Origin of the sequence: Streptomyces sp. NPDC048479 (genome assembly GCF_040651435.1) — a bacterium.
In the GTDB taxonomy this organism is placed as follows: Bacteria; Actinomycetota; Actinomycetes; order Streptomycetales; family Streptomycetaceae; genus Streptomyces.
The window spans coordinates 73,609-99,497 of record NZ_JBEZKA010000021.1; the positions used below are offsets into that span (position 1 = coordinate 73,609).

Annotated in this window: 22 protein-coding genes; 6 read left to right on the forward strand and 16 right to left on the reverse strand. The window is 69.6% G+C overall.

The features are described from left to right. Nucleotides 1–185: 185 nt before the first annotated feature. Nucleotides 186–2,303 carry a DNA topoisomerase IV subunit B gene (locus AB0D12_RS28760; protein ID WP_362688839.1) on the reverse strand — a complete coding sequence of 706 codons (2,118 nt, stop codon included), beginning with the start codon at nt 2,301–2,303 and terminating at the stop codon, nt 186–188. Nucleotides 2,304–2,737: 434 nt separating this feature from the next. Between AB0D12_RS28760 and AB0D12_RS28765 the strand changes: the two genes are divergently transcribed. After that, nucleotides 2,738–2,968, forward strand: coding sequence for a hypothetical protein (locus AB0D12_RS28765; protein WP_326653069.1), 231 nt, complete (start codon nt 2,738–2,740; stop codon nt 2,966–2,968). A 130-nt stretch (nt 2,969–3,098) separates the two neighbouring features. On the opposite strand, the gene AB0D12_RS28770 is transcribed toward AB0D12_RS28765, so the two are convergent. The 6 genes from AB0D12_RS28770 to AB0D12_RS28795 all read right to left on the reverse strand — a co-directional run bounded on the left by AB0D12_RS28770 (nt 3,099) and on the right by AB0D12_RS28795 (nt 11,164). Next, on the reverse strand, nt 3,099–3,914 hold the full coding sequence (locus AB0D12_RS28770; protein ID WP_362688842.1) for a serine protease: 816 nt from the start codon (nt 3,912–3,914) through the stop codon (nt 3,099–3,101). 141 nt (nt 3,915–4,055) lie between these two features. Beyond that, complete coding sequence (locus AB0D12_RS28775) at nt 4,056–5,612, reverse strand: RNA polymerase sigma factor (RefSeq protein ID WP_362688845.1); 1,557 nt, start codon at nt 5,610–5,612, stop codon at nt 4,056–4,058. A 340-nt stretch (nt 5,613–5,952) separates the two neighbouring features. Beyond that, complete coding sequence (locus AB0D12_RS28780) at nt 5,953–6,840, reverse strand: FadR/GntR family transcriptional regulator (RefSeq protein ID WP_362688848.1); 888 nt, start codon at nt 6,838–6,840, stop codon at nt 5,953–5,955. A 159-nt stretch (nt 6,841–6,999) separates the two neighbouring features. After that, nucleotides 7,000–8,772: an ABC transporter ATP-binding protein gene (locus tag AB0D12_RS28785; protein ID WP_362688851.1), complete on the reverse strand. Its 1,773-nt coding sequence runs from the start codon at nt 8,770–8,772 to the stop codon at nt 7,000–7,002. A 114-nt stretch (nt 8,773–8,886) separates the two neighbouring features. Continuing rightward, complete coding sequence (locus tag AB0D12_RS28790) at nt 8,887–9,651, reverse strand: NUDIX domain-containing protein (protein ID WP_327326499.1); 765 nt, start codon at nt 9,649–9,651, stop codon at nt 8,887–8,889. Nucleotides 9,652–9,838: 187 nt separating this feature from the next. Continuing rightward, nucleotides 9,839–11,164 carry a DUF4192 domain-containing protein gene (locus AB0D12_RS28795; protein ID WP_362688854.1) on the reverse strand — a complete coding sequence of 442 codons (1,326 nt, stop codon included), beginning with the start codon at nt 11,162–11,164 and terminating at the stop codon, nt 9,839–9,841. Nucleotides 11,165–11,274: 110 nt separating this feature from the next. Here AB0D12_RS28795 and AB0D12_RS28800 point away from each other — a divergent pair, with 110 nt between their 5' ends. Next, the gene (locus tag AB0D12_RS28800; protein WP_362688857.1) at nt 11,275–13,446 is read left to right on the forward strand and encodes a RecQ family ATP-dependent DNA helicase; all 2,172 of its coding nucleotides are present in this window, start codon (nt 11,275–11,277) and stop codon (nt 13,444–13,446) included. Between the two features lie 217 nt (nt 13,447–13,663). Continuing rightward, the gene (locus tag AB0D12_RS28805; protein ID WP_362688860.1) at nt 13,664–14,293 is read left to right on the forward strand and encodes a hypothetical protein; all 630 of its coding nucleotides are present in this window, start codon (nt 13,664–13,666) and stop codon (nt 14,291–14,293) included. Nucleotides 14,294–14,371: 78 nt separating this feature from the next. On the opposite strand, the gene AB0D12_RS28810 is transcribed toward AB0D12_RS28805, so the two are convergent. From AB0D12_RS28810 to AB0D12_RS28820, 3 genes are all read right to left on the reverse strand, one after another. Then, complete coding sequence (locus AB0D12_RS28810) at nt 14,372–14,992, reverse strand: hypothetical protein (RefSeq protein WP_362688863.1); 621 nt, start codon at nt 14,990–14,992, stop codon at nt 14,372–14,374. A gap of 82 nt (nt 14,993–15,074) precedes the next feature. Next, nucleotides 15,075–15,776, reverse strand: coding sequence for a ribonuclease HII (locus tag AB0D12_RS28815; RefSeq protein WP_362688866.1), 702 nt, complete (start codon nt 15,774–15,776; stop codon nt 15,075–15,077). Nucleotides 15,777–15,850: 74 nt separating this feature from the next. Then, on the reverse strand, nt 15,851–16,477 hold the full coding sequence (locus AB0D12_RS28820; RefSeq protein ID WP_362688869.1) for a TetR/AcrR family transcriptional regulator: 627 nt from the start codon (nt 16,475–16,477) through the stop codon (nt 15,851–15,853). A 120-nt stretch (nt 16,478–16,597) separates the two neighbouring features. Here AB0D12_RS28820 and AB0D12_RS28825 point away from each other — a divergent pair, with 120 nt between their 5' ends. Continuing rightward, nucleotides 16,598–18,151, forward strand: a complete 1,554-nt coding sequence (locus tag AB0D12_RS28825) for an MFS transporter (protein WP_362688872.1) — start codon at nt 16,598–16,600, stop codon at nt 18,149–18,151. A 77-nt stretch (nt 18,152–18,228) separates the two neighbouring features. Here the strand turns inward: AB0D12_RS28825 and AB0D12_RS28830 are convergent, their stop codons facing one another. The 6 genes from AB0D12_RS28830 to AB0D12_RS28855 form a co-directional block, all read right to left on the reverse strand. Continuing rightward, nucleotides 18,229–19,926, reverse strand: a complete 1,698-nt coding sequence (locus AB0D12_RS28830; protein WP_362688875.1) for a DUF4173 domain-containing protein — start codon at nt 19,924–19,926, stop codon at nt 18,229–18,231. Nucleotides 19,927–20,136: 210 nt separating this feature from the next. Next, nucleotides 20,137–21,045 (reverse strand): ADP-ribosylglycohydrolase family protein, encoded by a 909-nt coding sequence (locus tag AB0D12_RS28835; RefSeq protein WP_362688878.1) that lies wholly within the window; start codon nt 21,043–21,045, stop codon nt 20,137–20,139. 12 nt (nt 21,046–21,057) lie between these two features. Then, nucleotides 21,058–21,717: a histidine phosphatase family protein gene (locus tag AB0D12_RS28840; protein ID WP_327326489.1), complete on the reverse strand. Its 660-nt coding sequence runs from the start codon at nt 21,715–21,717 to the stop codon at nt 21,058–21,060. 95 nt (nt 21,718–21,812) lie between these two features. Beyond that, nucleotides 21,813–22,418, reverse strand: coding sequence for a YdbC family protein (locus tag AB0D12_RS28845; RefSeq protein ID WP_362688882.1), 606 nt, complete (start codon nt 22,416–22,418; stop codon nt 21,813–21,815). Nucleotides 22,419–22,452: 34 nt separating this feature from the next. Next, entirely contained in the window at nt 22,453–23,295 is an 843-nt protein-coding gene (locus AB0D12_RS28850; protein ID WP_362688885.1) for an arylamine N-acetyltransferase, read from the reverse strand. Then, nucleotides 23,292–24,125: an arylamine N-acetyltransferase gene (locus AB0D12_RS28855; protein WP_362688888.1), complete on the reverse strand. Its 834-nt coding sequence runs from the start codon at nt 24,123–24,125 to the stop codon at nt 23,292–23,294. Before AB0D12_RS28855 ends, AB0D12_RS28850 begins: the two co-directional genes overlap by 4 nt. Before the next feature lie 60 nt (nt 24,126–24,185). On the opposite strand from AB0D12_RS28855, the gene AB0D12_RS28860 reads away from it, so the two are divergent. Next, nucleotides 24,186–25,154, forward strand: a complete 969-nt coding sequence (locus AB0D12_RS28860) for a DUF1152 domain-containing protein (protein WP_362688891.1) — start codon at nt 24,186–24,188, stop codon at nt 25,152–25,154. 100 nt (nt 25,155–25,254) lie between these two features. Beyond that, nucleotides 25,255–25,785: a TerD family protein gene (locus AB0D12_RS28865; protein WP_362688894.1), complete on the forward strand. Its 531-nt coding sequence runs from the start codon at nt 25,255–25,257 to the stop codon at nt 25,783–25,785. Nucleotides 25,786–25,889: the final 104 nt, after the last annotated feature.

A 25,889-nucleotide genomic window follows, 5' to 3' on the forward strand; every position in this document is an offset into this window, starting at 1 on the left:
GTTTCAGCTCGCATGCCCAAGGATGGACAGAGTGGGAAGATCCCGGACTCTTCTCCTGCCCGTCTTCACCCCATCAGGTGATGCTTGTCCCGGTTGGCTGCGCGAGTCCCAGGCGGTAGGAGCCGGACCCGGGATCGGACCAGGGGTGGAGCCTGCGGCTCCACCCCTGGGTGGCGGGGGCGCCGTCAGGCGTCGATCCGCGAGCGGTCCAGCGTCGCCGCCGAGCTGGTGATGAACTCCTTGCGGGGCGCGACCTCATTGCCCATCAGCAGGTCGAAGACCTGCTCGGAGGAGTCCAGGTCGCCGATGTTGATCCGGCGCAGCGTGCGGTGGCGCGGGTCCATCGTGGTCTCCGCCAGCTGGTCGGCGTCCATCTCGCCGAGGCCCTTGTAGCGCTGGATGGAGTCCTTGAAACGGACCCCCTTGCGCTGGAACTCCAGCAGCGTCTGCCGCAGCTCGCTGTCGGAGTACGTGTACACGTACTTGTCCTGGCCCTTCTTGGGCTGGACCAGCTCGATCCGGTGCAGCGGCGGCACGGCGGCGAACACCCGGCCCGCCTCCACCATCGGCCGCATATAGCGCTGGAAGAGCGTGAGCAGCAGGATGCGGATGTGGGCGCCGTCGACGTCGGCGTCGACCAGCAGGACGATCTTGCCGTAGCGGGCGGCGTCGATGTCGAAGGTCCGCCCGGACCCCGCTCCTATGACCTGGATGATCGCGCCGCACTCGGCGTTCTTGAGCATGTCCGTGACGGACGCCTTCTGGACGTTCAGGATCTTGCCGCGGATCGGCAGAAGCGCCTGGAACTCGCTGTTCCGCGCGAGCTTGGCGGTGCCGAGTGCGGAGTCCCCCTCGACGATGAAGAGCTCGCTGCGCTCCACGTCGTCGCTGCGGCAGTCGGCGAGCTTGGCCGGCAGCGAGGAGGTCTCCAGCGCGGTCTTACGGCGCTGCGCGTCCTTGTGCTGACGGGCCGCGATGCGCGTACGGGCGGCGGCAACGGCCTTCTCCATCACCGCACGGGCCTGCGCCTTGTCGTCGCGCTTGGTGGAGGTCAGGAACGCCTTGAGCTCCTTGGCGACGACGTTGGCGACGATCCTGTTGGCCGCCGAGGTGCCCAGCACCTCCTTGGTCTGGCCCTCGAACTGCGGCTCCGCCAGCCGGACCGTGACGACCGCGGTGAGACCCTCCAGGGCGTCGTCCTTGACGATGTCGTCCTCGGCGACGCGCAGCAGCTTGGCCGAGCGCAGCACCTCGTTCATCGTCTTGGTGATGGAGCGCTCGAAGCCGGTCACATGGGTGCCGCCCTTGGGGGTGGCGATGATGTTGACGAAGGACTTGACCGCGGTGTCGTATCCCGTGCCCCAGCGGAGGGCAATGTCGACGGCGAGCTCGCGGGTGACCTCGGTGGGCGTCATATGACCGCGGTCGTCGAGGACCGGGACGGTCTCCTTGAAGGTGCCCTGCCCGGTCAGGCGCTGCACATCGCAGACCGCCTTGTCCTGGGCCAGGTACTCGCAGAACTCGCTGATGCCGCCGTCGAAGCGGAAGATCTCCTCGCTCTTGCCCGCGCCCTCCAGGTCCCGCTCGTCCCGGACCACGATCGTCAGCCCGGGCACCAGGAAGGCGGTCTGGCGGGCGCGCTGGTGGAGGTTGTCCAGTGAGAGCTTGGCGTCCTTGAGGAAGATCTGCCGGTCGGCCCAGTACCGTACGCGCGTGCCGGTGCGGGCCTTGGGCACCCGCTTGCCCTTGAGCAGCCCGTTCCCCGGGTCGAAGGGCGCGTCGGGTCCCGCCTCGGTGAAGATGCCGGGGACACCGCGGCGGAAGCTGATCAGGTGGGTCGCGCTCCCGCGGTCGACCTCGACGTCGAGGCGCGCGGAGAGGGCGTTGACGACGGAGGCGCCCACGCCGTGCAGTCCGCCCGACGCGGCGTACGAGCCGCCGCCGAACTTTCCGCCGGCATGCAGCTTGGTCATCACGACCTCGACACCGGAGAGCCCGGTCTTGGGCTCGATATCGACAGGGATGCCTCGGCCGTTGTCCTTGACCTCGACGGATCCGTCCTCGTGAAGGATCACCTCGATGTGGTCGCAGTGGCCGCCGAGGGCTTCGTCCACGGAGTTGTCGATGATCTCCCAGAGGCAGTGCATCAGGCCGCGGCTGTCGGTGGACCCGATGTACATGCCCGGGCGCTTGCGGACCGCCTCGAGCCCCTCGAGTACGAGCAGGTGCCGCGCTGTGTAGTTGGAACCGTCACGGTCTGCTGTCAGCAGCACTGTGGACGGCGCGGACGTTTCGGCGGTCACGCGGTTCGCTCCTCGCTGAATTTGAGATGTGGCCCAGTGGGGTAAGGGGCCGGCGTCGGTCGACGCTCAGAGGGTACCGAGGCCTGGTAGAGCCGATGTAACGCCACCCTATTGATTTCTCATGCTAGTCCAGCTTCGCATGCATGTTCGATCCCTCGATGGAGTGACGTGCACATCACGTTCCCTTCCAGGCATGAACCATTTAGGCTCCGGGCACGTCCTCATGAACAACCGGCAACCCAGCCGGGAGGGCCAATAGAGACAAGCAACGCGAAATCCGTAGAGCGAAGCAATACGGTTCATTCGCCGCCAACCGGCAGCAGACAGCCACCTTGGGAAAGAAGTTTCCAGGAGAAGCCACGAGCGGGAACGTTTTCGGCCTGGTTGGATGTTGACCCTGGTACGACAGCTCGTCGAGCTAGAGAAGAGGCGACGTGACTACTGTTCTGACCCCCGCGAGCCCACTGACGGCCGCTGACCGCTGCGACCGCTGCGGCGCCCAGGCTTATCTGCGCGTCGTCCTGAGCAGCGGCGGTGAACTGCTCTTCTGCGCCCACCATGGGCGCAAGTTCGAGCCGGAACTCAAGAAGATCGCCGCGGAAATACAGGATGAGACCGACCGACTGACGGCCGTGCCGGCCAGCGTTGGTGAAGAGGAACACTGACACCTCGCATCCACGACGAGCCAAGGCCGGTCCAGGATCGGCTGACGGGCGGCCGCCCCTGAATACCAGGGGCGGCCGCCCGCTCTCATAGCGTGACTGCCGCGGCGTCGGCGATCCCGGCGGGGGCGGCCTACGAAGAGGCCACCGCTGAGATCCGCGTGTACACCCCGGGGCTGTCGGCCCGGCCGCAGCCGCCGCCCCAGGAGACCAGTCCGACGAGCCGCCCGCGAGCCACCAGCGGGCCTCCACTGTCCCCCTGACAGGCGTCACGACCGCCCTGCGGGTCTCCGGCGCAGAGCATCGTGGACTTCAGATACTTTCCGCCCAGACCCCCGGGATAGGCCTGCCCGCAGACAGCGTCCGACAGCACCGTCACGCGCGCGGCGCGCAGGGAGAACGCGTAGCTGGCGTTCCCCGTCGTATCGCCCCAGCCGTACACGGTGGCGCTCGTACCCGGCTCGTACGCCGGGTCGCCGGCGCCGGCCAGGGGGATCACCTGGGAGGCGGGCAACGCCTCGGCCAGCGTCAACACCGCCACGTCCGGGCTGTTCGTCTGCGAGTTGTACGTCGGCGCGACCCGGGCGTCGCTCACCCGGATCTCCCTGCCTCCCGCGCCGAGCAGCTGCGTGCGCCCCGCGAGGACCGCCAGGTCACGCACGTCGCGCACATCCACGCCGAGTACGGTCCGGCTCAGACAGTGGGCGGCCGTCATGACCTTCGTCGGCGACACCACCACACCGCCGCAGAACTGACCTGCTCGCGTTCCGCCGAACCGGTCACGGCTGGACAGCGCCACCACCCACGGGCTGTCGGCGGCCTTTGCCGGATAGCCGCCGATGACCACGCTGTCTGCGGCCGCGAGATGGGGCGAAGCAAACGGCGCCACGGCCGCCGCTGCGATCAGGGCCGACGCCATGATCAGGGCTCGAACGATGGGTCGCCGCATACGGCCTCCTGACTCTGGGTGAATTCCGTCCACTCAGAGTCAGCCAGGGCGCCGCCGCCCGCACCCGCGCACACGCCGAGGGCCCGGTTCCCTCACAGGATCCGGGCCCTCGGCCGACATACCGCGTACTGCTGTGACGACCTAGTCGAGGTAGTCGCGCAGAACCTGCGAACGCGACGGGTGACGCAGCTTCGACATGGTCTTGGACTCGATCTGACGGATGCGCTCACGCGTCACGCCGTAGACCTTGCCGATCTCGTCCAGGGTCTTCGGCTGGCCGTCCGTGAGACCGAAGCGCATGGAGACGACACCCGCCTCACGCTCGGACAGGGTGTCGAGCACCGAGTGCAGCTGCTCCTGCAGAAGCGTGAAGCTGACCGCGTCGGCCGGCACGACCGCCTCGGAGTCCTCGATCAGGTCACCGAACTCGCTGTCGCCGTCCTCGCCGAGCGGGGTGTGCAGCGAGATCGGCTCGCGGCCGTACTTCTGGACCTCGATGACCTTCTCGGGGGTCATGTCGAGTTCCTTGGCCAGCTCCTCCGGGGTGGGCTCACGGCCCAGGTCCTGGAGCATCTGGCGCTGCACGCGCGCGAGCTTGTTGATGACCTCGACCATGTGCACCGGGATACGGATGGTGCGGGCCTGGTCGGCCATGGCTCGGGTGATCGCCTGACGGATCCACCAGGTGGCGTACGTGGAGAACTTGTAGCCCTTGGTGTAGTCGAACTTCTCGACCGCGCGGATCAGACCGAGGTTGCCCTCCTGGATCAGGTCCAGGAAGAGCATGCCGCGACCGGTGTAGCGCTTGGCGAGCGAGACGACCAGTCGGAGGTTGGCCTCGAGCAGGTGGTTCTTGGCTCGGCGGCCGTCCTCGGCGATGATCTCCAGCTCGCGCTTGAGCTTCGGCGCGAGCTTGTCGGAGTTCGCCAGCTTATCCTCGGCGAACAGACCCGCCTCGATGCGCTTGGCGAGCTCGACCTCCTGCTCGGCGTTGAGGAGCGGGACCTTGCCGATCTGCTTGAGGTAGTCCTTGACCGGGTCAGCGGTGGCGCCGGCGACGGCGACCTGCTGGGCAGGCGCGTCGTCCTCGTCGTCGTCGGAGAGGACGAAGCCCTTGTTCTCGCCCTCGGCCTCTTCCTCCTCACCCTTTCCACCGGACTGGGCCTCATCGGGCAGCTCTTCGCCCTCGGCGGCCTCGTCGGCGTCCTTCTTGCCCGCGGTCTTCTTGGCCACGGTCTTCTTGGCGGCGGTCTTCTTCGCCACCGCCTTCTTGGCCGCCGTCTTCTTGGCGGCCGCCTTCTTGGCAGGCGCTGTCGCCGAAGCCTCGTCGGCCGGAACGTCGGCGGTCTCGGCCGTCGACGCCGCGGTGGCCGCGACGCTCTTCGCCGTGGCGGTCTTGGCCGCGACGGTCTTGGTGGCGGTGCGCTTTGCCGGGCTCTTCGCTGCGACGCTCTTGCGGGCGCGCTTCGGCGACTCCGCGGCACTGACCATCAGCGTCACACCCTCTTCCTCGAGGATCTGGTTGAGGCTGCGCAGAACATTCTTCCACTGGGTTGGCGGAATCTGGTCAGCCTCGAAGGCCCGACGCACGTCATCGCCGGCGATCTGCCCATCAGCCTTTCCCCGCTCGATGAGCGCCATCACAGACTCGGACTCGGCGATCTCCGGCGGGAGCGTACGGGATGTGCTGGCCGACACGAACAACCTCTCGGAACGATGGAAAACGGCTTCCGGCCCCAGCCATGATCGGGCCGGAGCCGACGACCACCGGGCTGCGGATGTGCCGGTGGCGCGGGATGAAACCTCGGAGCTGCACAGCGCCGTGTATGGCTGCTGTATTCCCTCCTCGGCTGTCACCTCTTAGGTCATCGCGTTGTTTCGAGGAGTGTTACGCCCAATCCACGTGGCCCGAGTCACACCTCATTTACAACAAAACGGCCAGAGAGGGCGTTCGCCACATAATCGTGTCGCCGGATCCCCATGGAATCCGGCGACACGCGATGCGTACGCCTCCGTACTCCCTGGCCGCGCCCTGCGGTCAGTGCTCGCGCGGCGCAGGCACGACTCGCTCCACCTCTGAGTGAGCGGTGAGCAGTTGGCGCATGGCCGACTCGGCAGCGTGCGGGTCGCCGGTGGCGAGTGCGTCGGCGATCCGCGCATGGTGGGCCAGAGAGACCTCGGTAGGGCGGTCACAGCCGGTGACCGGGCCGCCGGAGACCTGGAGGGCGGCGGAGACGATGCCGGAGAGGTGCTCGAGCATGCGGTTGCCGGCGAGCTGGATGAGGAGGGAGTGGAACTCCGCGTCGGCCCGCGAGAACGTGACCCCGTCCCCCTGGGCGAGGGAGTGGCCCATGATCTCGACCATGTCGCCGAGCCGCTGCTGAACGTCCTCACGCCCGTGACCTGCAGCGAGGCGCGCGGCGAGGGGCTCGATGGTCCACCGCAGCTCGCCCAGCTCCCGACGCTGATCGTCCCGCTGCGGGCCGAAGGCACGCCACTCGATGATGTCGGGGTCCAGCAGATTCCAGTCGCTGACCGGACGGACCCGGGTGCCGACATTGGGGCGGGCGCTGACCAGGCCCTTGGCCTCGAGAACGCGTAGGGATTCACGGACGACGGTGCGGGAGACCTCGAAGCGCTGGCCGATCTCCTCGGGGACGAGCGGGCGGTCCGCGCCGAGGTCCCCCGAGACGATCATCTGGCCAAGTTGCTGGACGAGTTGGCCGTGCAGTCCGCGGCCGCGGCTGCCTGCCGTGCGGCGGCCGACCCGGCCCAACTCGACGTCGGCGCCGTCCCAGGAGGGTGGGCCGACGCGGTCGGCGCCGGGCGACTCCGCGTAGGGGTATCGATCGAGTTCGCCCGGGCCGGCGAGGCCGGACTCGGCGGGGCGGGCGGCGGTCATCATGGTGTGCGCAAGGGTACTCACGCATCCTTTGTCGGCGCGGCTCCCGTGGCCCTTGAGGTCTTTGGTGAAAAGCACACGAAAGGGTGATCGGCGCTCGCCTCGCAATTGACGCCTTATCGGAAAGAAACGGGCGCCTTCAAGGGAGTTGCGAACACTTCGTCGAGACCCGGTCGATCATGATCACCAACGTGGCCTGCGACGAAGGCCCGTGAACAGATATGCGCAGATCAGGGCCGAGAGTGACAACGCCAGTGCCGCGCCGAAGGGTTGGGCGACGAGGCGTACGGCGGCCATCAGCCAACGGTCGGCCTGCTGCGGCAGCTGTACCCAGGCCAGCTCGCGCAGCCTGCCGGGAAGTCCGGCAATCGAACGTGCCGGCGGAACGACGAGCGCCGTCTGCACGAGGGGGGCGACGAGGACCGGTACGGCGAGTACCGCGGCCACTCCGGCGGCTGTGACCCGGAAGACTCCGGCGGCGAGCAGCCCGGCCCAGGCGCAGCCCACCGCGAGCCCGCCCCAACTGGCCACCAGAGCAGACCAGTTCCGCGGGGCGGGAGTCATGTCGGTGCCATACACAAGGCGGAGGGCCTGGGCGTCGGCCACCGCAACGAGGAGCGCGAGCAGCAGGGCGAACACGGAGGTCACCGTGAGTTTGGCGAGGAGGAGGCCGAGGCGGCGGGGAACGGTGCCGCGGGCGGCGGCGAGCGCCGGATAGCGGAACTCCTCACCGTAGGAGAGCGCCCCGACCAGGCCGGCCCCGAAGGCGGCGGGCGGCAGCGGGAGGTATTCGGGCCAGGCGGCGAGCAGGGCCGGCAGCGGGGCGTCGCCGATGCGGGCGAGCAGGACGCAGAGGGCGAGGGAGGCGACGAGCGCGGCCGCCGCGATCAGCGCCGCGGTCCGGACTCCGAGGAGACGGCGGATTTCATAGCGCAGCGGCCTCAGGGGGCTGCGTACGGGGCGCGGCGGGGGCGGGAGAGACTTAGGACCGGGGTGCTCCGCCGCGGCCGGGACGGGCCGTTTCTGGGCCTCGCGGGCAGGCGTGGCGTCAGGTGCGGAGTCAGGTGCGGGCGCCGCTGCCGGACCTGTGTCGCCGATCTCGTCGCTGAGCCGGTGGACGAGTACACCGTGCCGGAAGGCGGTTTCGCCGATCTCGGCGCAGCTGCTGCCGTAGACGGAGAGGAGGCTGCCCTCCTCGGTGACCACTTCGACGGAGCGCTGGGCGGCGCGTGCCTCGCGGGCGACGGCGGCGGCGAGGCGGGCGGCGTGCGGGGTGCGGACGGCGACGCGGGGGCGGAGCCTGGTACGGGAGAACGTTGCCGCGTCCTGGTCAGCAACGAGGCGGCCCTTGTCGAGGGTGATGACACGATCGGCGAGGCGGGCGGCCCCCTTGGGATCACTGGTGGTGTAGAGAACGGTGCCGCCGCACGAGGCGCGGGAGCGCAACAGCCCGTACAGCCAACTGTTCTCACCGGCCGAGAGGCCTCGGCAGGGCTCGTCGAGGATCAGCGTCTGCGGGTCGCCCAACAGGGCGGAGGCAAGCCCGAGTCTGCGGTCCATACCGAGGGAGAGCGCGTCGAGGCGCTGGTCGGCGAGACCCGCGAGACCGACAACCTCGAGCATCTCGTCGGCACGGGAGGCGGGCACTCCAGCGGCTGCGCAGAGCATACGGAGCTGGCCCCTGGCCGTCCGAGCGGGATGGCCCGGTACGTCGCCGAGGAGCACACCGACCTCGCGGGCGGGGTGGGCGATGCGATGGAGGGGGCTGCCGCGGAAGTAGGTGACGCCCCGGCCGGACTCGAGTTCGAGCATCAGGCGCAGCGCCGCTGTCTTGCCCGAGCCAGGCACACCGAGAAGGGCCGTGACAGAGCCGGACCGGGCTTCGAAGGTGAGGTCGTCGACGGCTGGCGGGAGTTCTCGGCGGCGGGTGCTGGTGAGTCCGATGGCCTGGAGCATCGCTTCTCTCGCGGTAGGTGAGACCGCTCGGCGGCAGGGCGGGTACCGCAGCAAGATAGCGTGACATTTCCGACTTTTGGTGCAGCCGACAGAGCCCCGGGTGTCAGACCTCGCTCAGACTTCGGGACGCAGCATCGGCGGGTTGAGTACGGTGGCGCCGCCTGCCCGGAAGAGCTGGGCAGGGCGGCCGCCCTGCCGGGTGGTGGTACCGCCGGCCGGGACCAGGAAGCCCGGGGTGCCGGTCACCTTGCGATGGAAGTTGCGGGGATCGAGAGCAACGCCCCAGACCGCTTCGTACACCCGCCGCAGCTCGCCGACGGTGAACTCCGACGGGCAGAAGGCGGTCGCCAGCGAGGAGTACTCGATCTTGGATCGCGCCCTCTCCACCCCGTCGGCCAGGATCCGCGCATGGTCGAAGGCGAGCGCTGCGGGCTGCTCCTCCTCGCGGCCGAAGCCGTTCTCCTGGCCCAGCAGATCCTCGACAGGGGCCCACCGGGCGCTATTCGCGTCGCCGCCCGCGCGGGGTGCGGGCAGGTCCGGGGCCAGCACCAGATGGGCGACGCTGACGACCCGCATACGAGGGTCCCGCTTGGGGTCGCCATAGGTGGCCAGCTGCTCGAGATGCGCGCCGTTGCCAGGTGCCGGGGAAGCGGGGTCGTGCGCGCACAGCCCGGTCTCCTCGGCGAGCTCGCGGGCCGCCGCCGCCGCCAGATCCTCGTCGCCCCTGACGAAGCCGCCGGGCAGCGCCCACCGGCCCTGAAACGGCGGCTCTCCGCGACGTACGACCAGCGCGCAGAGCGCATGGCGGCGCACAGTGAGCACGACCAGGTCGACGGTGACAGCAAAGGGCGGAAAGGCCGACGGGTCGTAGGGCGACATGCCGCGATCATAGTCGTCTGCCTGACGATAAACACTCCCTTCTTCACCTGCGTCGACTCTTTCTTCACTCGTTCCCCCAGCCCTGCGCGCCCACCGGCGCAGACCCCCAACTCAAGGCTGTCGGCCGCCTGCTCGACCGTCCCGAGACCGAGCCTGCTGATCCGTACAGGCGGCGGGGTCACGGGCATCAACGCCCGCTTCTGGTGCCGCGCTGGCCGCTGCGCCTGCGCGCGCGGCTGCGGTTCCCGGCCGCCGTGCCGCCGGGGCGGGTCCCGGCGGACGGGTGCCCTTTCTTGCCGGTGGCCGGCTTGCGAGTCGCCGGCCGGACCTGCTGCGGGCGCGAACTGTGCGGGCGCGCGCCGCCCCGGTGGGTCCCCGAGGAGGCCCGTGTGCCGCGGTCCGTGCGCAGACAGCTGCGCAGCGCCTCCGGATCCAGGCCCTCATTGCACGCCTGGTGCAGAAGCCGGGCGAAGACGTACTCGGGGTCGACGCGCAGGGCGACTCCGAGGGCGACCCGCGCGCCGGGTTCGTCGCCGGTGGACCAGGCGACCCAGCCGGCGAGGGTGAGCGGCGCGGCCGCGTGCTCGGAGTACGGGCCGACGCATCGGCGGGCCAGCGCCCGCCAGAGGCGTAGCGCCGGTTCGGCGTCGGCTCCCTCCATCCATTCCGCAGCCCGGTCGCGGGTGTCCCGGTCCTGCAGGCCCAGGATCACAGCGGCCGCCTCGTCATGTGTGATGAGCCGGTCATCCGCGACATCCGACTCGGCCCAGCCGCCATCCCGCGGTGTCTCCGCGATGCGTTTCATCAGCCGGCGGGCCAGCGCGAGGGTCTCCGCGGCGACCTGCTCACGCCCCGATCCGTCCAGGATCCTGGGCAGCAGGGCGGAACCCGCGGTGTCCAGCGCCTTCTCCTGGCCGGACGCGGCCGGGGTCGTCCAGGGCGCGAGCCGCCCCTCCATCTCCCGCAGGGAGCCGCGCACTTGGACCCCCACGTAGGCGGCGGCCGCGGCCATCACCGAAGTGCCGGGCAGGGCAAGCACACTGCCTTCTGGCGGGCAGCAGCGCACGTCGGGGCAGCAGTAGGACCAGTAACGGCCGTCGGAGATACAGAGAGCCTCGTAGACGGGCACCTCGAGGGTGCCGCAGGCGGTGCGCAGCCGTTGCGCGAGCGGGCGCAGCCGCTCCATCACAGAGCGGCTCGTCTCGCCGTCCGCCGGATCCTGGCAGAGGAAGACGACAATACCGTCGGGGCGCGAACCGCGACGTTCGCTGCCTTCGATCAGACACTCCGCGAGCTGTTCGGCCACGGGCGACCATTCGCGCGGCGAGCGTGGAATGCCGAGCCTCAGCCGCCCGCCGAAGCGGCCGCGGCTGCCGTGCAGCGCGACGAGCACGATCGAATCGTTCGGATGGAAGCCCATCATGTACGGCAGGGCGTCGGCCAGTTCGGCAGGGCCGCGCAGGGTGATCTGCTGCTCGTCGGTCGGACCGGTGTGTTCGTGGTGCTTGTTCATGGCACGACGGTCTCGTGGCGGCTCCGGCACCGCGACCCCTGTGGATAACTTTATCCACAGGCTCGCGGCTTCGTTCGCGCTTTGTCAGCGCCATCGGGTTGCATAGGGGCATGACCAACGCAGACCGCGCAGATCTCAGGGCCTCGGCCGACTCCGTACTCGCCCGCCTCGTCTCGGACACGACGGGTGCGGCCCGGCTGCGCGGGGACCAGTGGCGGGCGATCGAGGCGCTCGTGGCGGACAAGCGCAGGGCTCTGGTCGTGCAGCGGACCGGGTGGGGCAAGTCTGCGGTGTATTTCGTCGCGACCTCGCTGCTGCGCGAGCGCGGCAGCGGACCGACCGTGATCGTCTCTCCCCTGCTCGCGCTCATGCGCAACCAGGTGGAGGCCGCGGCGCGGGCCGGTATCAGCGCCCGGACCATCAATTCCTCCAACACGGAGGAGTGGGACACGGTCCAGGCCGAGGTGGCCGCGGGCGAGGTGGACGTGCTGCTGGTCAGTCCCGAGCGGCTGAACAATCCCGATTTCCGTGACCAGGTGCTGCCCAAGCTGGCCGCCGCCACCGGTCTGCTGGTGGTGGACGAGGCGCACTGCATCTCCGACTGGGGCCATGACTTCCGGCCCGACTACCGACGGCTGCGCACCATGCTCGCGGAGCTGCCGGCCGGGGTCCCGGTGCTCGCCACCACCGCCACGGCCAATGCCCGTGTGACTGCGGACGTCGCCGAACAGCTGGGTACGGGGGCGGGCACGGACGCCCTCGTACTGCGTGGCGCTCTGGACCGGGAGAGCCTCAGCCTGAGTGTGCTGCGGCTGCCCGATGCCGCCAACCGGCTGGCCTGGCTCGCCGATCATCTCGGCGAGCTGCCCGGCTCCGGGATCATCTACACGCTCACCGTCGCGGCTGCCGAGGAGGTCACGGCATATCTGCGCCAGTGCGGGCACACAGTGGCCTCGTACACCGGCCGTACGGAGAACGCCGACCGGCAGCAGGCCGAGGAGGATCTGCTCGCCAACCGCGTCAAGGCCCTCGTCGCCACATCCGCACTCGGGATGGGCTTCGACAAGCCAGATCTCGGTTTCGTCGTGCACATGGGTTCGCCCTCCTCCCCCATCGCCTACTACCAGCAGGTGGGCCGGGCGGGCCGTGGTGTGGAGCACGCGGAAGTACTGCTGCTGCCGGGCAAGGAGGACGAGGCGATCTGGCAGTACTTCGCCTCGGTCGCCTTCCCGCCGGAGGAGCTGGTGCGACGCACCCTCGATGTGCTGGCGCAGGCGGGCAGGCCGCTCTCGCTGCCCGCGCTGGAGCCGCTGGTCGAACTGCGGCGCACCCGGCTGGAGACCATGCTCAAGGTCCTCGACGTCGACGGTGCGGTGCGCCGGGTGAAGGGCGGCTGGACGACCACGGGCCAGCCCTGGTCGTACGACGCCGAGCGGTATGCGTGGGTCGCCCGGCAGCGGGAGTCCGAGCAGCAGGCGATGCGTGACTACGCGACGTCGACCGGCTGCCGGATGGAGTTCCTGCGACGGCAGTTGGACGACGAGGAAGCGGCACCTTGCGGTCGCTGTGACAACTGCTCGGGGGCCCGGTTCAGTGACAAGGTGTCCGCGGCGGCTCTGGATGCCGCGCGCGGGGAGCTGGGCAGGCCGGGTGTGGACGTGGAGCCGCGCAAGATGTGGCCGACCGGGCTGGCGGCGGTGGGCGTCAGCCTCAAGGGCCGTATCCCCGAAGGGGAGCAGCCCTTCCCGGGACGTGCGCTGGGGCGGCTTTCCGACATCGGCTGGGGCAATCGGCTGCGGCCGATGCTCGCGGCGCAGGCTCCGGACGGTCCCGTACCGGACGAGGTGGTGAAGGCCGTGGTGACCGTGCTCGCCGACTGGGCCAAGGGCCCTGGCGGCTGGGCGTCCGGCGCGGCGGACGCACCGCCTCGGCCGGTCGGTGTGGTCACCATCGCCTCCCGCAGCAGGCCTCAGCTGGTCGGATCCCTGGGCGGCCGGATCGCCGAGGTCGGCAGGATGCCGCTGCTGGGCTCTGTCGAGTACGTGCCCGAGGCGTTGGAGGCACGGATCTCGCGCACCAACAGCGCCCAGCGGGTGCGGGCGCTGCACGAGGCGTTCACGGTGCCTCCCCAGCTGGCTGAGACATTGGCCGAAGCCGACGGGCCCGTTCTGCTGGTGGACGACCTTTCGGACAGTGGCTGGACCCTCGCGGTGGCGGCGCGACTGCTGCGCAGGGCAGGTGCGCGGGGGGTGTTTCCGCTGGTCCTTGCCATTCAGACGTGACTGGAGGGTCACCGGCTACGCAAATGGGCAGGGATATGAGCGTCATACCCGCCGATTCCTGTCGGTGGCGCCAAATTGCTCGTTGCCGCATGCTCACGAGGCAGCAAGAATTGGAACGCTCCCCCGCACGGTCCGTTCGCGGTCCGGAAGGGCCGTGCCGCGGTGCGCCCTCACCCGACCCTGCCCGCACCGTGGGCGCGAATGTGAAGGGAGGACCGTGACCTTCGGATTCCCTCCGTCCGCAGCCACTTCGATCACCACGTCGGCCGGCTCCGCCAGCCGACTCGCCAGGATGCTCGAGCCCGCAGAGTGGGCAGCAGCCGGGATACCGCTGCTGCGCAACCCCCGCGAAGTGGTCAGTGGACTGCACACCCGGCATGTGCCGGCACCGGCGACAGGCGTCGTCGCAGTGCTCGACCACGAGGACCGGCTCGCTGCCAGTGCTTCGTTCTCCCAGCGTTCCGCGCCCGTGGACGGCTGGGAGTTCCGCAACGTGCTGCTGGCGCACCTGCGCCGGGTCATCCCGCACGATCTGCGTCTCCGCGCGCCCGTGCGTACCGCCGTGCTTCTCTACTGCCGTGAGGGCGACGAGCGTTGGACGGAGGAGGACGGAGCGTGGATGTGGGGGCTGCGGGACGCGTGCACCCTGCATGGGCTGCGCTGTGGTGCGTACATCACGCTGACGCGCGGCGGCTGGCAGGTGCTGGGCGAGGGCCGGGGCGGACGCCGGCCCAACTCCACGTCGTCGCCCGGCCAGTTCTTCGACGGTGCGGCCGAGGCCGAGCCGCTGCCGCTGCGCACCGCGAGCGGCGCGGCTGAAGCGCTCCGGCGCACGGCGGCACGCTGAAGGTGCCACTCTCCGGCTGCCCACGTGGTGGGCAGCCGGGTCACGACCGGACCAGGCGGTCCGTACAGGCCGTGCGGCTCAGACGCCCGTGCCGAGCACGGTGTTGATCCGCTTGGGGTCTCCGCACACGATCAACAGTGCGGTCGCCTTCGCCAGCGCTGCCGGCAGCGCGCGGGCGGCTGCGTCGTCGGCGCCTCCGTTGATCGCGACGACCACCACGGGGCGGGCCGAAGCACGTCCCACCGCGGCGGCGTCGGCGTAGAAGACGTCGTCGCGGGCGTCGTGCTGGGCCCAGTAGGCGGCCTCGCCGAAGGACAGCTCGTGCGCGGCCCACGGGTGCTGCTCGCCGGTGGTGAGTACCAGGACGTCGCCCGGCGCGCGGCCGGAGTCGAGCAGCAGGTCGACCGCCTCGTCGGCGGCGTCGAGCGCGCCGTCGGCGGGGGCGGGGATCAGCTGGATCTGCGGCACAGCGCGATTCTCCGACCGGGGCGCCTGCGGCTGCCCGGCAGAGGTGTGCGTGCGCTGCACCGGCGGTGCGGGCCGGGCGGTACCGGGGCCCGGGTGTCCGGGACGCGGCGAGGCCGCGGAACGCGGACCGGGTACGGGACGGGGGGTCGGCGCGGTGCGGCCTGCGGCCGGAGTTGCGCGGGGACCCTGGGCACTCTCGTGAATCTGAGGCTCCTCGGGGATGAGAGGCATGAGTGGATGTCTATCAAACGCCGGTGCGGATGGCATCGGCGGGTGGGCACATAAGTGCGACCCTGCTGAAGGGAGGGCGAGTTCAGAATTCGAAGCCGAGCTGGCCCCCGCTTTCCAGTGCGGCCGCCTCGGCGGAGACGCGGACCTTCTTGAGGTGCCGCCACTGGGGCAGCGCGTCGAGATACGACCACGAGAGCCGGTGGTAGGGGGTGGGACCCCACTCCTCGAGCGCCGCCTTGTGCACGGGCGAGGGGTAGCCGGCGTTGGCGGCGAAGCCGAAGTCGCCGAACTCCCCCTGCAGTTCGGCCATCATCGCATCCCTGCGCACCTTGGCGATCACCGAAGCGGCCGCGACGGCGACGCAGGACTGGTCGCCCTTGATGACCGTACGAACCTGCCAGGGCAAACCCAGGTAGTTGTGCTTACCGTCGAGGATGATGGCGTCCGGACGGACCGGAAGCGCATCCAGCGCACGGACGGCAGCCAGCCGCAGCGCCGCGGTCATCCCCAGTTCGTCGATTTCCTCCGGGGACGCGTGCCCCAGGGCATGCGACGTGACCCACTGTTCCAGCCGCCCGGCCAGTTCCGTACGGCGCTTCGGGCTGATCAGTTTGGAATCGGTCAGCCCGGGGGGCGGTCTGCGCAGTCCGGTGACCGCCGCGCACACCGTGACCGGACCGGCCCACGCCCCGCGTCCAACCTCGTCGACACCTGCGACGATCTTGGCGCCGGTGGTGGCTCGGATTGAGCGCTCGACTGTGTGGGTGGGTGGTTCGTACGGCATGGCGCCAGCAAGCGTACGCCGCCGGACGCCGCCGGGCGACAACCGGATTGCGCTCAGAGGCTGCGGGCCTGCGATCAGCCGGTGCCCGGGCGTAGCAGCGGCACCATGATCTGATCGATCATTTCGGCGATGTCCTCGTCCGGCCATTCGCTGCCGCACACCTTGGACCGGTACATCATCAGACCCGGAATCACATCGAAAACCAGCTCACCGATCGCGTCGGCGCGGACGTCGCCGCGTGTCACCCCACGCCGCACCACCTCCCGGTAGAGCTGGTTCGCCGGCTCGACCACACGGCGCACGATCACCCCGTGGAAGCGCTCGGCGGTGGAGCTGTCGCACTCGTAAAGCACCGAGCGGAACGCAAAGCCGGACCTGGAGTACATCGCGTCGCGCACCTGCCGGCAGAGCTGAAAGAGGTCCTCGCGGATGCTGCCGTGATCGGCGGCCTCGTCGAGTACCGGCAGCCCGGCCTGCAGGGCGTCCGCGACGAGATCCTCCTTCGACGGCCAGCGCCGGTAGACGGCGGCCTTGCCGGTCTGGGCCCCGGCGGCGACGCCCTCCATGGTGAGCCCGCTCCAGCCGACCGTACTCAACTGCTCCAGAGCGGCCTCGAGGATCGCGCGTTCCAGCACGGGCCCTCGACGGCGCAGCGAGACCGGGGGCGTCTCAGCGGCTGCAGTCCAGCGCGAATTGGCCATGTTCTTCTCTCCGTTGGGGACAGGAGCTGCAGTGAACGCTTGCGTTCACTGAGGGGGACTCTCTACGGTTGACAGGACAGTGAACGGCTGCGTTCACTAACTCACTTGTGGGGGACCATAGTGACAACCTCTCAATTAACTGCTCCAAGCAAACCGGGAGCGGCCCGCAGACAGGGACGCCCCGGGATAGCTCTGGCCGTCATTGCCGCGCTGCAGCTCATGGTGGTCCTCGACACCACGATTGTGAATATCGCGCTCCCGCACATCCAAGAGGCTCTCGAGTTCAGCACGACCCAGCTCTCCTGGGTGGTCAACGCGTACACCCTCACCTTCGGCGGGCTGCTGCTGCTCGGCGGCCGGGCGGGCGACATCCTCGGCCGCCGACGGGTGTTTGTCTTCGGTGTGCTCCTCTTCACCTTCGCCTCACTGCTGTGCGGCGTCGCGCAGGAGCCCTGGCAGATGCTCGCGGCCCGCGCGCTCCAGGGCGTCGGCGGCGCCATCGCCTCGCCCACGGCACTCGCTCTCATCACCACGACCTTCCGCGAAGGCCCCGAGCGCAACCGCGCGTTCGGCATCTTCGCTGCGGTCTCGGCCAGCGGCGCGGCCATCGGCCTGCTCGCCGGCGGCATGCTCACCGAGTGGTTGAACTGGCGCTGGGTGTTCTACGTCAATCTGCCGATCGGAATCCTGATCGCGGTGCTCGCTCCGGTTTTCATCAATGAGTCCGAGCCGCACTCCGGCCGGTTCGACATCGCGGGCGCGCTCACCTCGACCGCGGGCATGGCGTCCCTGGTCTACGGCTTCATCCGGGCCGCCGAGGACGGCTGGAGCGACGGACTCACCCTCTCCTCGTTCGCCGCGGCGATCGTGCTTCTCACCGCCTTCGTGCTGACCGAGCGGCGGGCGCGGGAACCGATCACTCCGCTACGGATGTTCGCCGACCGCAACCGCTCGGGCACGTATCTGATCATGATGAGCCTCGCCGCTGCGATGTTCGGCATGTTCTTCTTCATCGTCCTGTTCGTACAGAACGTGCTGGACTACAGCCCTATCAACTCCGGTCTCGCGTTCCTGCCGGTCACGGTGATGATCGTGACGGCGGCCGGAATCTCCTCGAAGCTGCTGCCGGTGCTCGGTCCCAAACCGTTCCTGGCGGCGGGCGCGGTGCTCACCGGCAGCGGCATAGCGTGGCTGACCGCGCTCGATCCCGGCAGCTCATATGCGGGCGGGGTGCTCGGTCCGATGCTGCTCTTCGGCTTCGGCATGGGTCTGGTGTTCGTGACAGCGACACTCACGGCGGTCTCGGGCGTGGCGCAGCACGAATCGGGTGCGGCTTCCAGTCTGCTCAACGCCACGCAGATGGTGGGTGGTTCCCTGGGGCTGTCGATTCTCATGACCGTCTTCAGCACCGCCAGCCGCGCCGAGGCCGAACGGCAACTGCCGTCGTTCCTCGCGGATTCGACCCCTGCGCAGAAGGAAGTCTTCGCCAGGACGCACGAACTGCCCCCGCCGTGGGGGCACCAGGTGCTCGCCGAAGGCATCGCGACGGCTTTCTGGGCCGGCGTTGGTCTGGTCGGACTCGCCGTGTTGACCGCGGTGTTCATCATCCGCGTACGCAAGAGCGACCTGGAGGCGCTCAGCGGGGCGGCGGGCGCGGGCGGCCCAGCCGCGTAGATCCGCCACATTGATCGGGGGTACGGGCCGTGCGCGGGGGGCACGACCCGTACCTCAGCCTCCGTCAGCAAGGAGTCTCACGGCACGTCGGACGGGCTGATCTCGCCCTCCTCGCCGAACTGGGCGTCCTCGTCGTACTGATCGCGCCCCGCACCGGGAATCCCCTGATTCCCGCAGGCATACCTGAAGGTGTCGACCTTCCGCTCCGCCAGGATCTTCCGCGCCCGCCACTCGCCCCAACTGGACGCGTACCAGGGCTTGTGCCTGCCCTCGAGGTTCGCCGCGATGCCCTTCAGTGCGCAGGAGCGCAGCGGCTCCGGCAGCCTGTCGAGGGCAGGTACGGCATCCGCCGACAGCTCCTGAAAGTACTCGACGTCGAACTTTCCGGTGCTCTCGTAACGCTGTACGTTCCGGTCGGCGACCATTCCGTCCGGGGAGAGCAGGCCGAAAACGAGCACGGCTACCGCGCCGCTCACCGCGACGGCGCGTGGCAGCCACTTCACGCCGAATATCCCCGCCGCCATGATCAGGACGATCACCAGGCCGAGCCACAGTTCCATCGCCGCCACCGACACCCGTAGCCGCGTCAGCCCGTACGCGGCGACGTACAGATCCATCCGGCGCAGCGCCGAGGCGACCACGACCAGGGTGAGCACACAGAGTGCGCCAAGGACGACATGGACCAGCGCGCGGTCGCGGGCACCGGCGCGGGGGGCCCAGCGCAGCGCGAGCGCGATCACGAGCAGCGTGAGCAGGGTGGCCCAGAGCAGCTGCCAGAAGCCCTGCCGCGCGTACTCCGCGTACGTCAGTCCGGTCTCGCGCAACACCTTGTCGTAGCCGCCGAAGAGAACGGCGAGCTGGACGGCGATGAAGGCGGCGAAGAGCAGATTGAGCACGATGAGCGGCAGCGCCCACTCCCAGCGGGCGCGGGCCCGGCCGGGACGCACATCGAAACGGTCCCAGCGCACCGGAGCGGCGGCGGTGTGTGCGGCGGCTAGCGCTCCGACCAGACCGAGCAGAAAGAGGAGGAAGCGCCAGGGGCCGTCGGCCACCGAGACGTCCGGGATCAGCCCGCCGAGCAGATCGGCGAAGGCCGCGTCGGCGCCCGCGAAGAGCGCGCCGAAAACGATCAGCAGCACCGCCGCGACCGCTGTCGTACGCACCACGGGGCCCCAGCGGCCGCGCGAGCTGCCCGCCCGCTCGCGCAGTCCCTGCGCTCCCCAAGCCATGCCGGAACCGATCGCGCCCAACAGTCCGAGCGAGCCGAGCAGTACGCCCGGCCAGGTGCGGCCGCCGTGCAGAGCGAGGGACCCGGCCGCCAGCGCGGAGACGACGGCAAGGAACGTCGGCCAGCCTGCGTCCCTCAGTACGGGAACCGCCAGCAGCACCACCCCGCCGACCGCCCACACACAGGTCCAGGGACGGAGTCGGCGACCGGCCGTGCGGGCTGCGAAGTAGGCGCCGAGGGCAGCGGGCACCGCCACGATCAGCAGGTTCAGACCTGCCCCGTCGCCCAGCAGAAATGCGCTGAGAACGGCCGTGGCCAGGGCCGACCAGAGCGTGGCGACCCGCACGCCGGCCGGCGGGCGGGGGCGTACCCGCACGAGCCAGGCAGCCGGCTCGTTGGACTGCCACTGCTGCCACCGGGGTGGCGGCCTGTACGGATCGGCCTTCACCTGCTTCGGCGCCTGCTTCGGCGCCGCGACCGGAACCCTCGGCTCCGCGCCCGGACCGGGCTCGGAAGCCGACGGCGGTGTGTCGCGTACGTCTGACACGGGACCCCCTCCCAACCGGGCGCAGCGCACGTCGGCAGGACGGTGCGTACGACCCGGCGTCTCGTCTGCGCCCGCCCGTGATGATCAACGCGGCGGCGTGTCGGACAGGTTAGCTCCGGCACGCCCGATCGACGCCCCGTATGCGCGCCCGAGGCCGGACCGTGACCGTCGGGCCGCGCCGGTGGTGGTCAACGGCCCGGCGGCAGCAGCTCAGCGTGCCCGGCCGGGCACCCACTCCGGAAGCGCTTCGGTCTGCTCCAGCCAGTCGGCCGACGGCTGCCCCGCCTTGCCCGCTGCCACTACTCCACAGGCGATGGCGCACGTGGTGTCGACGTCCCCGCCCACTTGTGCGGTCGTCCAGAAGACCCGCTCGAAGTCGCCGAGTGAGCGGGCCGCGGACCACAGGGCGAACGGCACTGTGTCGTGCGCACTGGTGCGCCGACCGCTGCCGAGGACGGCGGCGACCGTCCCGGCATCCTCGTAGTCGAGCATGTCCCGCGCCCGGCGCAGACCGGCTCCCACCGCGCTGCGCGGCACGAGCGCGACGACTCCGTCGAGCAGGTCCGCGGGCCCGGGCGGGCCTGCGGGATCCGCGACGAGCGCGGCGGCCGCCGCGACGGCCATGGCGCCGACGACGGCCTCACGATGCTGGTGCGTGGTGTACGAGGAGATTTCGGCCTGGTGGGTGGCCTGTTCCGGGTCGCCGGCGTACCAGGCGCCGAGCGGTGCGATACGCATCGCCGAGCCGTTGCCCCACGAGCCCTGGCCCTTGAAGAGCTCGGCGGCCAGCTCCCGCCAGTCGCCGCCCTCCCTGATCAGCCGGAGCATCCGGTTGACCGCTGGGCCGTAGCCGCGGTCGAAGTCATGGTGCTCGGCGAAGGACCGGGCGAGCGCGTCCTGGTCCACCCGATGGTGGTCCGCGAGCACGGTCAGTACCGAGCAGGCCATCTCGGTGTCGTCGGTCCACTGCCAGGGACCTGGCGGCAGCTCGCGCCGCTTCAGCAGGGGATAGTTCGCGGGTACGAAGAACTGGGAGCCCAAGGCGTCTCCCACGGACAGTCCGCGCAGGCTGTCCAGGGCGCGTTCGAAGCGCCGGTCGCGAGAGGAGTCGTCGGTCATCTTCCTGCCACTCTATCCGGTGACGCCGTACGGCTCGGGGGTCCGCCAGCGTTCGAACGGCCGGTCCAGTGTGTAGCGCCCGTCGTCGCCGAGCTGCAGAATCCGGGGCTCGGCGTTGTCCGGGTTGGACAGCGACTCGAACTCCGCCACCGACCAGTGGAACCACCGCATACAGAACAGCCTCATGGTCAGTCCGTGCGTGACCAGGAGCACGTTCGGCGGGTGGTCCGGCGCCTCAAAGCTCCGGTGCAGGCTCTCCAGGAACGCCCCCACCCGGTCGTACACATCCGCCCCCGACTCGCCCTGGGCGAAGCGGTAGAAGAAGTGGCCGTAGGCGTCCCGGTAGGCCTTCTGCAGCCGTACGTCCTCCCTGTCCTGCCAGTTCCCCCAGTCCTGCTCGCGCAGCCGTGACTCCTCCCTGACCCGCACCAGCTCCGGGTCCAGGGCGAACGCCCGGAGGGTCTCATGGGTGCGGCGGTAGGGCGAGACATAGACGCTGACGGTCTCGCGTCCGAACAGCTCACGCAGGCGCGCACCCGTCGCCTCGGCCTGGGCCCGGCCGGTCGCGGTCAGCCGCAGCGCATGGTCGGGCACGCGTTCGTACACGGTGTCATCGGCGTTCCCCTCCGACTCGCCGTGCCGGACGAGAACGATGCGTTGCGGTCGTGCCATGTCTTGACAGTAGTTCGGTCCGGACCCGGCCGAGTATTCGGGACGGGTTCCGACGGCGTATCCGGCAAGTTCCACGGGCAGGCCGACAGCCGGACTCAGACCGTCCAGGACGGTTCGAGCTGCACCACATCTCCGGCCAGCGCCGCGACATCCGCCTCGGTCTGCGCGCGCAGCAGCAGCCGCTCCACCCGCTCCCTCCGGTACTTCCCGTGCTCCGCCTCCGACCGCCACATCGACATCACCAGGAACTCGCTCCCCGGCGCCTCACCGAACACCCCGCGCAGCATCCCCGGCGACCCGGCCATCGCCGGGTTCCACACCTTCTCCTGCATCAGGGCGTAGTGCTCGACCCGGTCCTCGTGCACCCGGCAGTGCGCGACCCGCACCACGTCGGCGTCCGTGAACCGCGGCTCGAACCCCGTCTTCACATCGAAGCGGTAGTCGAAGAGCTTGACCTGTATGTCCTTGTACGTCCCCGACTGGCCGGCCGCGAGCCGGTCGTGGGAGCGCGCCATGAACGAGTCGTAGAACGCCCGGCTCTCCCAGAACGCGAATACATGGGCGACATGCGGCCGCCCCCTGCTCCACCCACCGCCCTGTCCCCGGAATCCCGGCTCACCCAGCAGCCCCGCCCACTTCCGCTGCCCCCGCTCGAACCCTCGACGGTCCACCACGGTGCAGCGAATCCACTTGACCAGCACCGCGCCATCGTACGGCGCGGAGCGTGGCCCCCGGTCACTCTCGGGCAGAGTGCACCCGTATCAGCTCGGCCGACTCCTCTGCGTCCAGTTCGATCCCAAACACATCGGCGAGTACCTTGGGCAACTCCCCTGCCGGAACCTGCCGTTCCGTCTCGGGGGCATCGGGGCGCGCGGTCGACAGCCGCGTGCCCGCCAAGCTGTGGCGTACGCCCTCTCCCGTCTGCTGCACCACGGCCCGCGCGATGAAGGGCGAGCGCGGATGCGTCGACATGTAGTGGTTCATCACGGCGTAGTCGACGGGGAAACGCTCCTCCAGCGTGAAGCCGTACAGATCGAACCAGCCGTCCGGATGCAGCGAGCGCAGTGCCCTGACCCCCTTGCCCTCGCGCGCGATGGCGAACGTCCACCCTCCCTGGCGCACTTCGACGCCGTCACGCAGCGGCATCGGCTCCCACAGCCCTTCCCCGCCGAACCCGACGTCACAGAGCCACGGCTCACCGTCGGCCTCGACCCTCAGCGTCATGTGCGTGACGGGCCGGTGTTTCGTCTCGCCCATCCTGACCCGGGCGCCAAGTCCCGTCACGGCGAAACCGATCCGCTCCAGCACGGCCGCGAACAGCAGATTCTGCTCGTAGCAGTAGCCGCCGCGCCGTCGGCCGACCAGCTTCGCCTGGAGAGACGCGATATCCAGGGGGATCGGCCGGCCGAGCACGATGTCCAGATCCTCGAAGGTAATCGCGGCCGCATGCGCCCGGTGGACGGCACGCAGCGTGGCGAGGTCGGGCTTGGCGCCCTCCTGGTACTCCGTACAGCCGGTGCGCCGCAGATACGCCGCGAGGTCCAGCTCGCCGCTGCTCCACGCAGTCTCCGTCGTCACTGGCGCTCCCCATTGCGCTCGCTCAGTGCGCGCAGCCGCACGGCATCCTCGGCATCCAGTTGGATGCCGAATATCTCTTCCAGTACGGCCGTCAGCTCACCCGCCGACACTATGCGCCGCTCGTGCGTACCGTCCGAACGCGACACGCTCAGTTCGTCACGCACAAGGGCGTGACGCACCTCGGGGCCGGGCTGCTGCGCGACCACCTGACCGACGAATCGCGACTGCGGATGGCTCGAGCTGTAGTGGTTCATGACCGTGAAATCTGCGGGATAGAGCGATTGCGGAGCGAACGCGTACAGATCGGCCCACCCTTCGGGACGAAGAGTCCGCAGTACGTGAATCCCCTCGTCCTCCAGGGTGATTCCGAAGGTCCATCCGGCCTGCACCACCTCGGTCCCGTCCCGCAAAGGCACCGGCTCCAGAAGGCCGGACGCGCCGAACCCCGTGTCGGCGAGCCAGGGTTCGCCGTCCACCGTCACCACCAGGACCGCATGGGTCACCGGCCGCAGTCCGGGTCCACTCGCCCGAACGCGGGCTCCGCGCCCCGCCACCTGGAAGCCGATCCGCTCCAGCACGGCGGCGAACAGGGAGTTCTGCTCGTAGCAGTAGCCGCCGCGCCGCCGGCCGACCAGCTTCGCCTGCAGGCTCTTCAGATCCAGCGACACACTCCGGCCGAGCGCCACTTCAAGATTCTCGAAGGGGATCGATGCGACATGCGCCCGCATGAGCGCCCGCAGCGTCTCCAGATCCGGCGCGAGCGCCGCCCCGTTGTACCCGGTCCGCGCCAAGTACGTGTCCAGATCGAGTTCTTCACTACTCCACGTCATGCTTCCTACCCCCGTCCAATCGCCGACGACCCGAGCGGCCCGGCCTGCACAATGATCGTCATGACGGCGCTGCACACAAACCCTTTGTTCACTCGCCTAGAGTCCGCGGAACGCATTCTGGTCGCGGGCGCGGGCGGCGGATTCGATGTGTACGCCGGGCTTCCGGTGGCGCTCTCCCTCCTGCACCAGGGCAAGGACGTGCATCTGGCCAATCTGTCGTTCAGCGCGATCGAGGGCCTGCCACTGGACGCCTGGCTCGCCCCGGACGTCGCGGAGATCACTCCCGAATCGGCGCCCCATCAGACGTACTTCCCCGAGCGCACACTCGCCCAATGGCTGGCCCTGCACGGCTACCCCAGTACGGTCCACGCCTTCGCCCGCGTCGGAGTCCAGCCACTGCGCGCCGCCTACCGGGCGCTGATCGAACGGTACGAGATCGATGCCGTCGTCCTCGTGGACGGCGGTACGGACATCCTCATGCGCGGCGACGAGTCAGGGCTGGGTACCCCCGAGGAGGACTTGACCAGCGTCGCGGCGCTCCATGGTCTCGATGGGATCGATCTGCCCGAGCGTCTGGTGGTTTCCCTCGGCTTCGGTGTCGACGCGTACCACGGGGTGAGCCATGGCCTCGTCCTGGAGAACATCGCCGCGCTCGAAGCGGACGGGGCGTATCTCGGAGCCTTCTCCGTGCCTCGCACCACCCGGGAGGGCGCCCTCTTCATCGACGCCGTGGCCCACGCGCAGGCGCACACCCCCGACCATCCCAGCATCGTGAACGGTTCCATAGCCGCAGCGGTCCAGGGCGCCTTCGGGAACGTCCAGTTCACCTCCCGCACCCGCGGCAGCGAGCTGTTCATCAATCCTCTGATGTCGATCTGCTTCGCCTTCGAGCTCGACGGCCTGGCCCGCCGCTGCTTGTATCTGGACCGGATCGAGAACACCCATCTGATCCGTCAGGTCAGCAGCGCCATCGAGTCCTTCCGCGAGGAAGTCGTGCGACAGCGACCGCCGCGGATGATCCCGCACTGAGCGTAAGCAGGACTCCGTGGTGCGCGAGCGTGAGCATGGCAGCATGGTCAACCGACGTAAGTCTCCCGGCGGTTACAGGGTTACGGGGAAGGAGAATCTGGTGAGCAGTCTCAACAAAGGGGTCCGGAAGGCCGAGGTGACACTCAGGTGGGATCCGAGCCCCCTGGGCGAGCCGGCGCATGATCTCGACATCGTCGCCGCGACGTACCGGGCGGATGCCACTCATGGTGAACCGGCGTACGTCGTGCACTTCGACAGCCGATCGCCGGACGGCACCATCATCCTGACCAGGGACAGCAAGACCGGTCAGGGCTTCGGCTCCGACGAGGTCATGACGCTGGAGTTCGACCGGCTGGCGGCCACCTACGGGCGCGTCGTCGTGGGTGTGGTCATCCAGCAGCGGGAGGGACGGCGGGTGTTCGCCGACATAGCGAACACTCTCGTCCGCGTACTCGAGGGGCACACCGAGCTGGGGAAGGACGACTTCGCCGCCCTCTCCGGATCCACCGCCGCGGTCGTCGGGGAGTTCATCCGGAGCGAGGCGGGCGACTGGGAATTCCAGCTGGCCGTCCGCGGATTCGACGCCGACCCGCAGTCCTTCGTCGAGGTCATGGGCAGCAGTACTTACTGAGCTCGCGTTGCATCCCGTACACACGCGCGGAGGGGCCGGCGAGCAGAGCATGGGAGCCGACATTGCGTCGGCTCCCTGCTCGATCAAGTGACGCAGCAAATTGC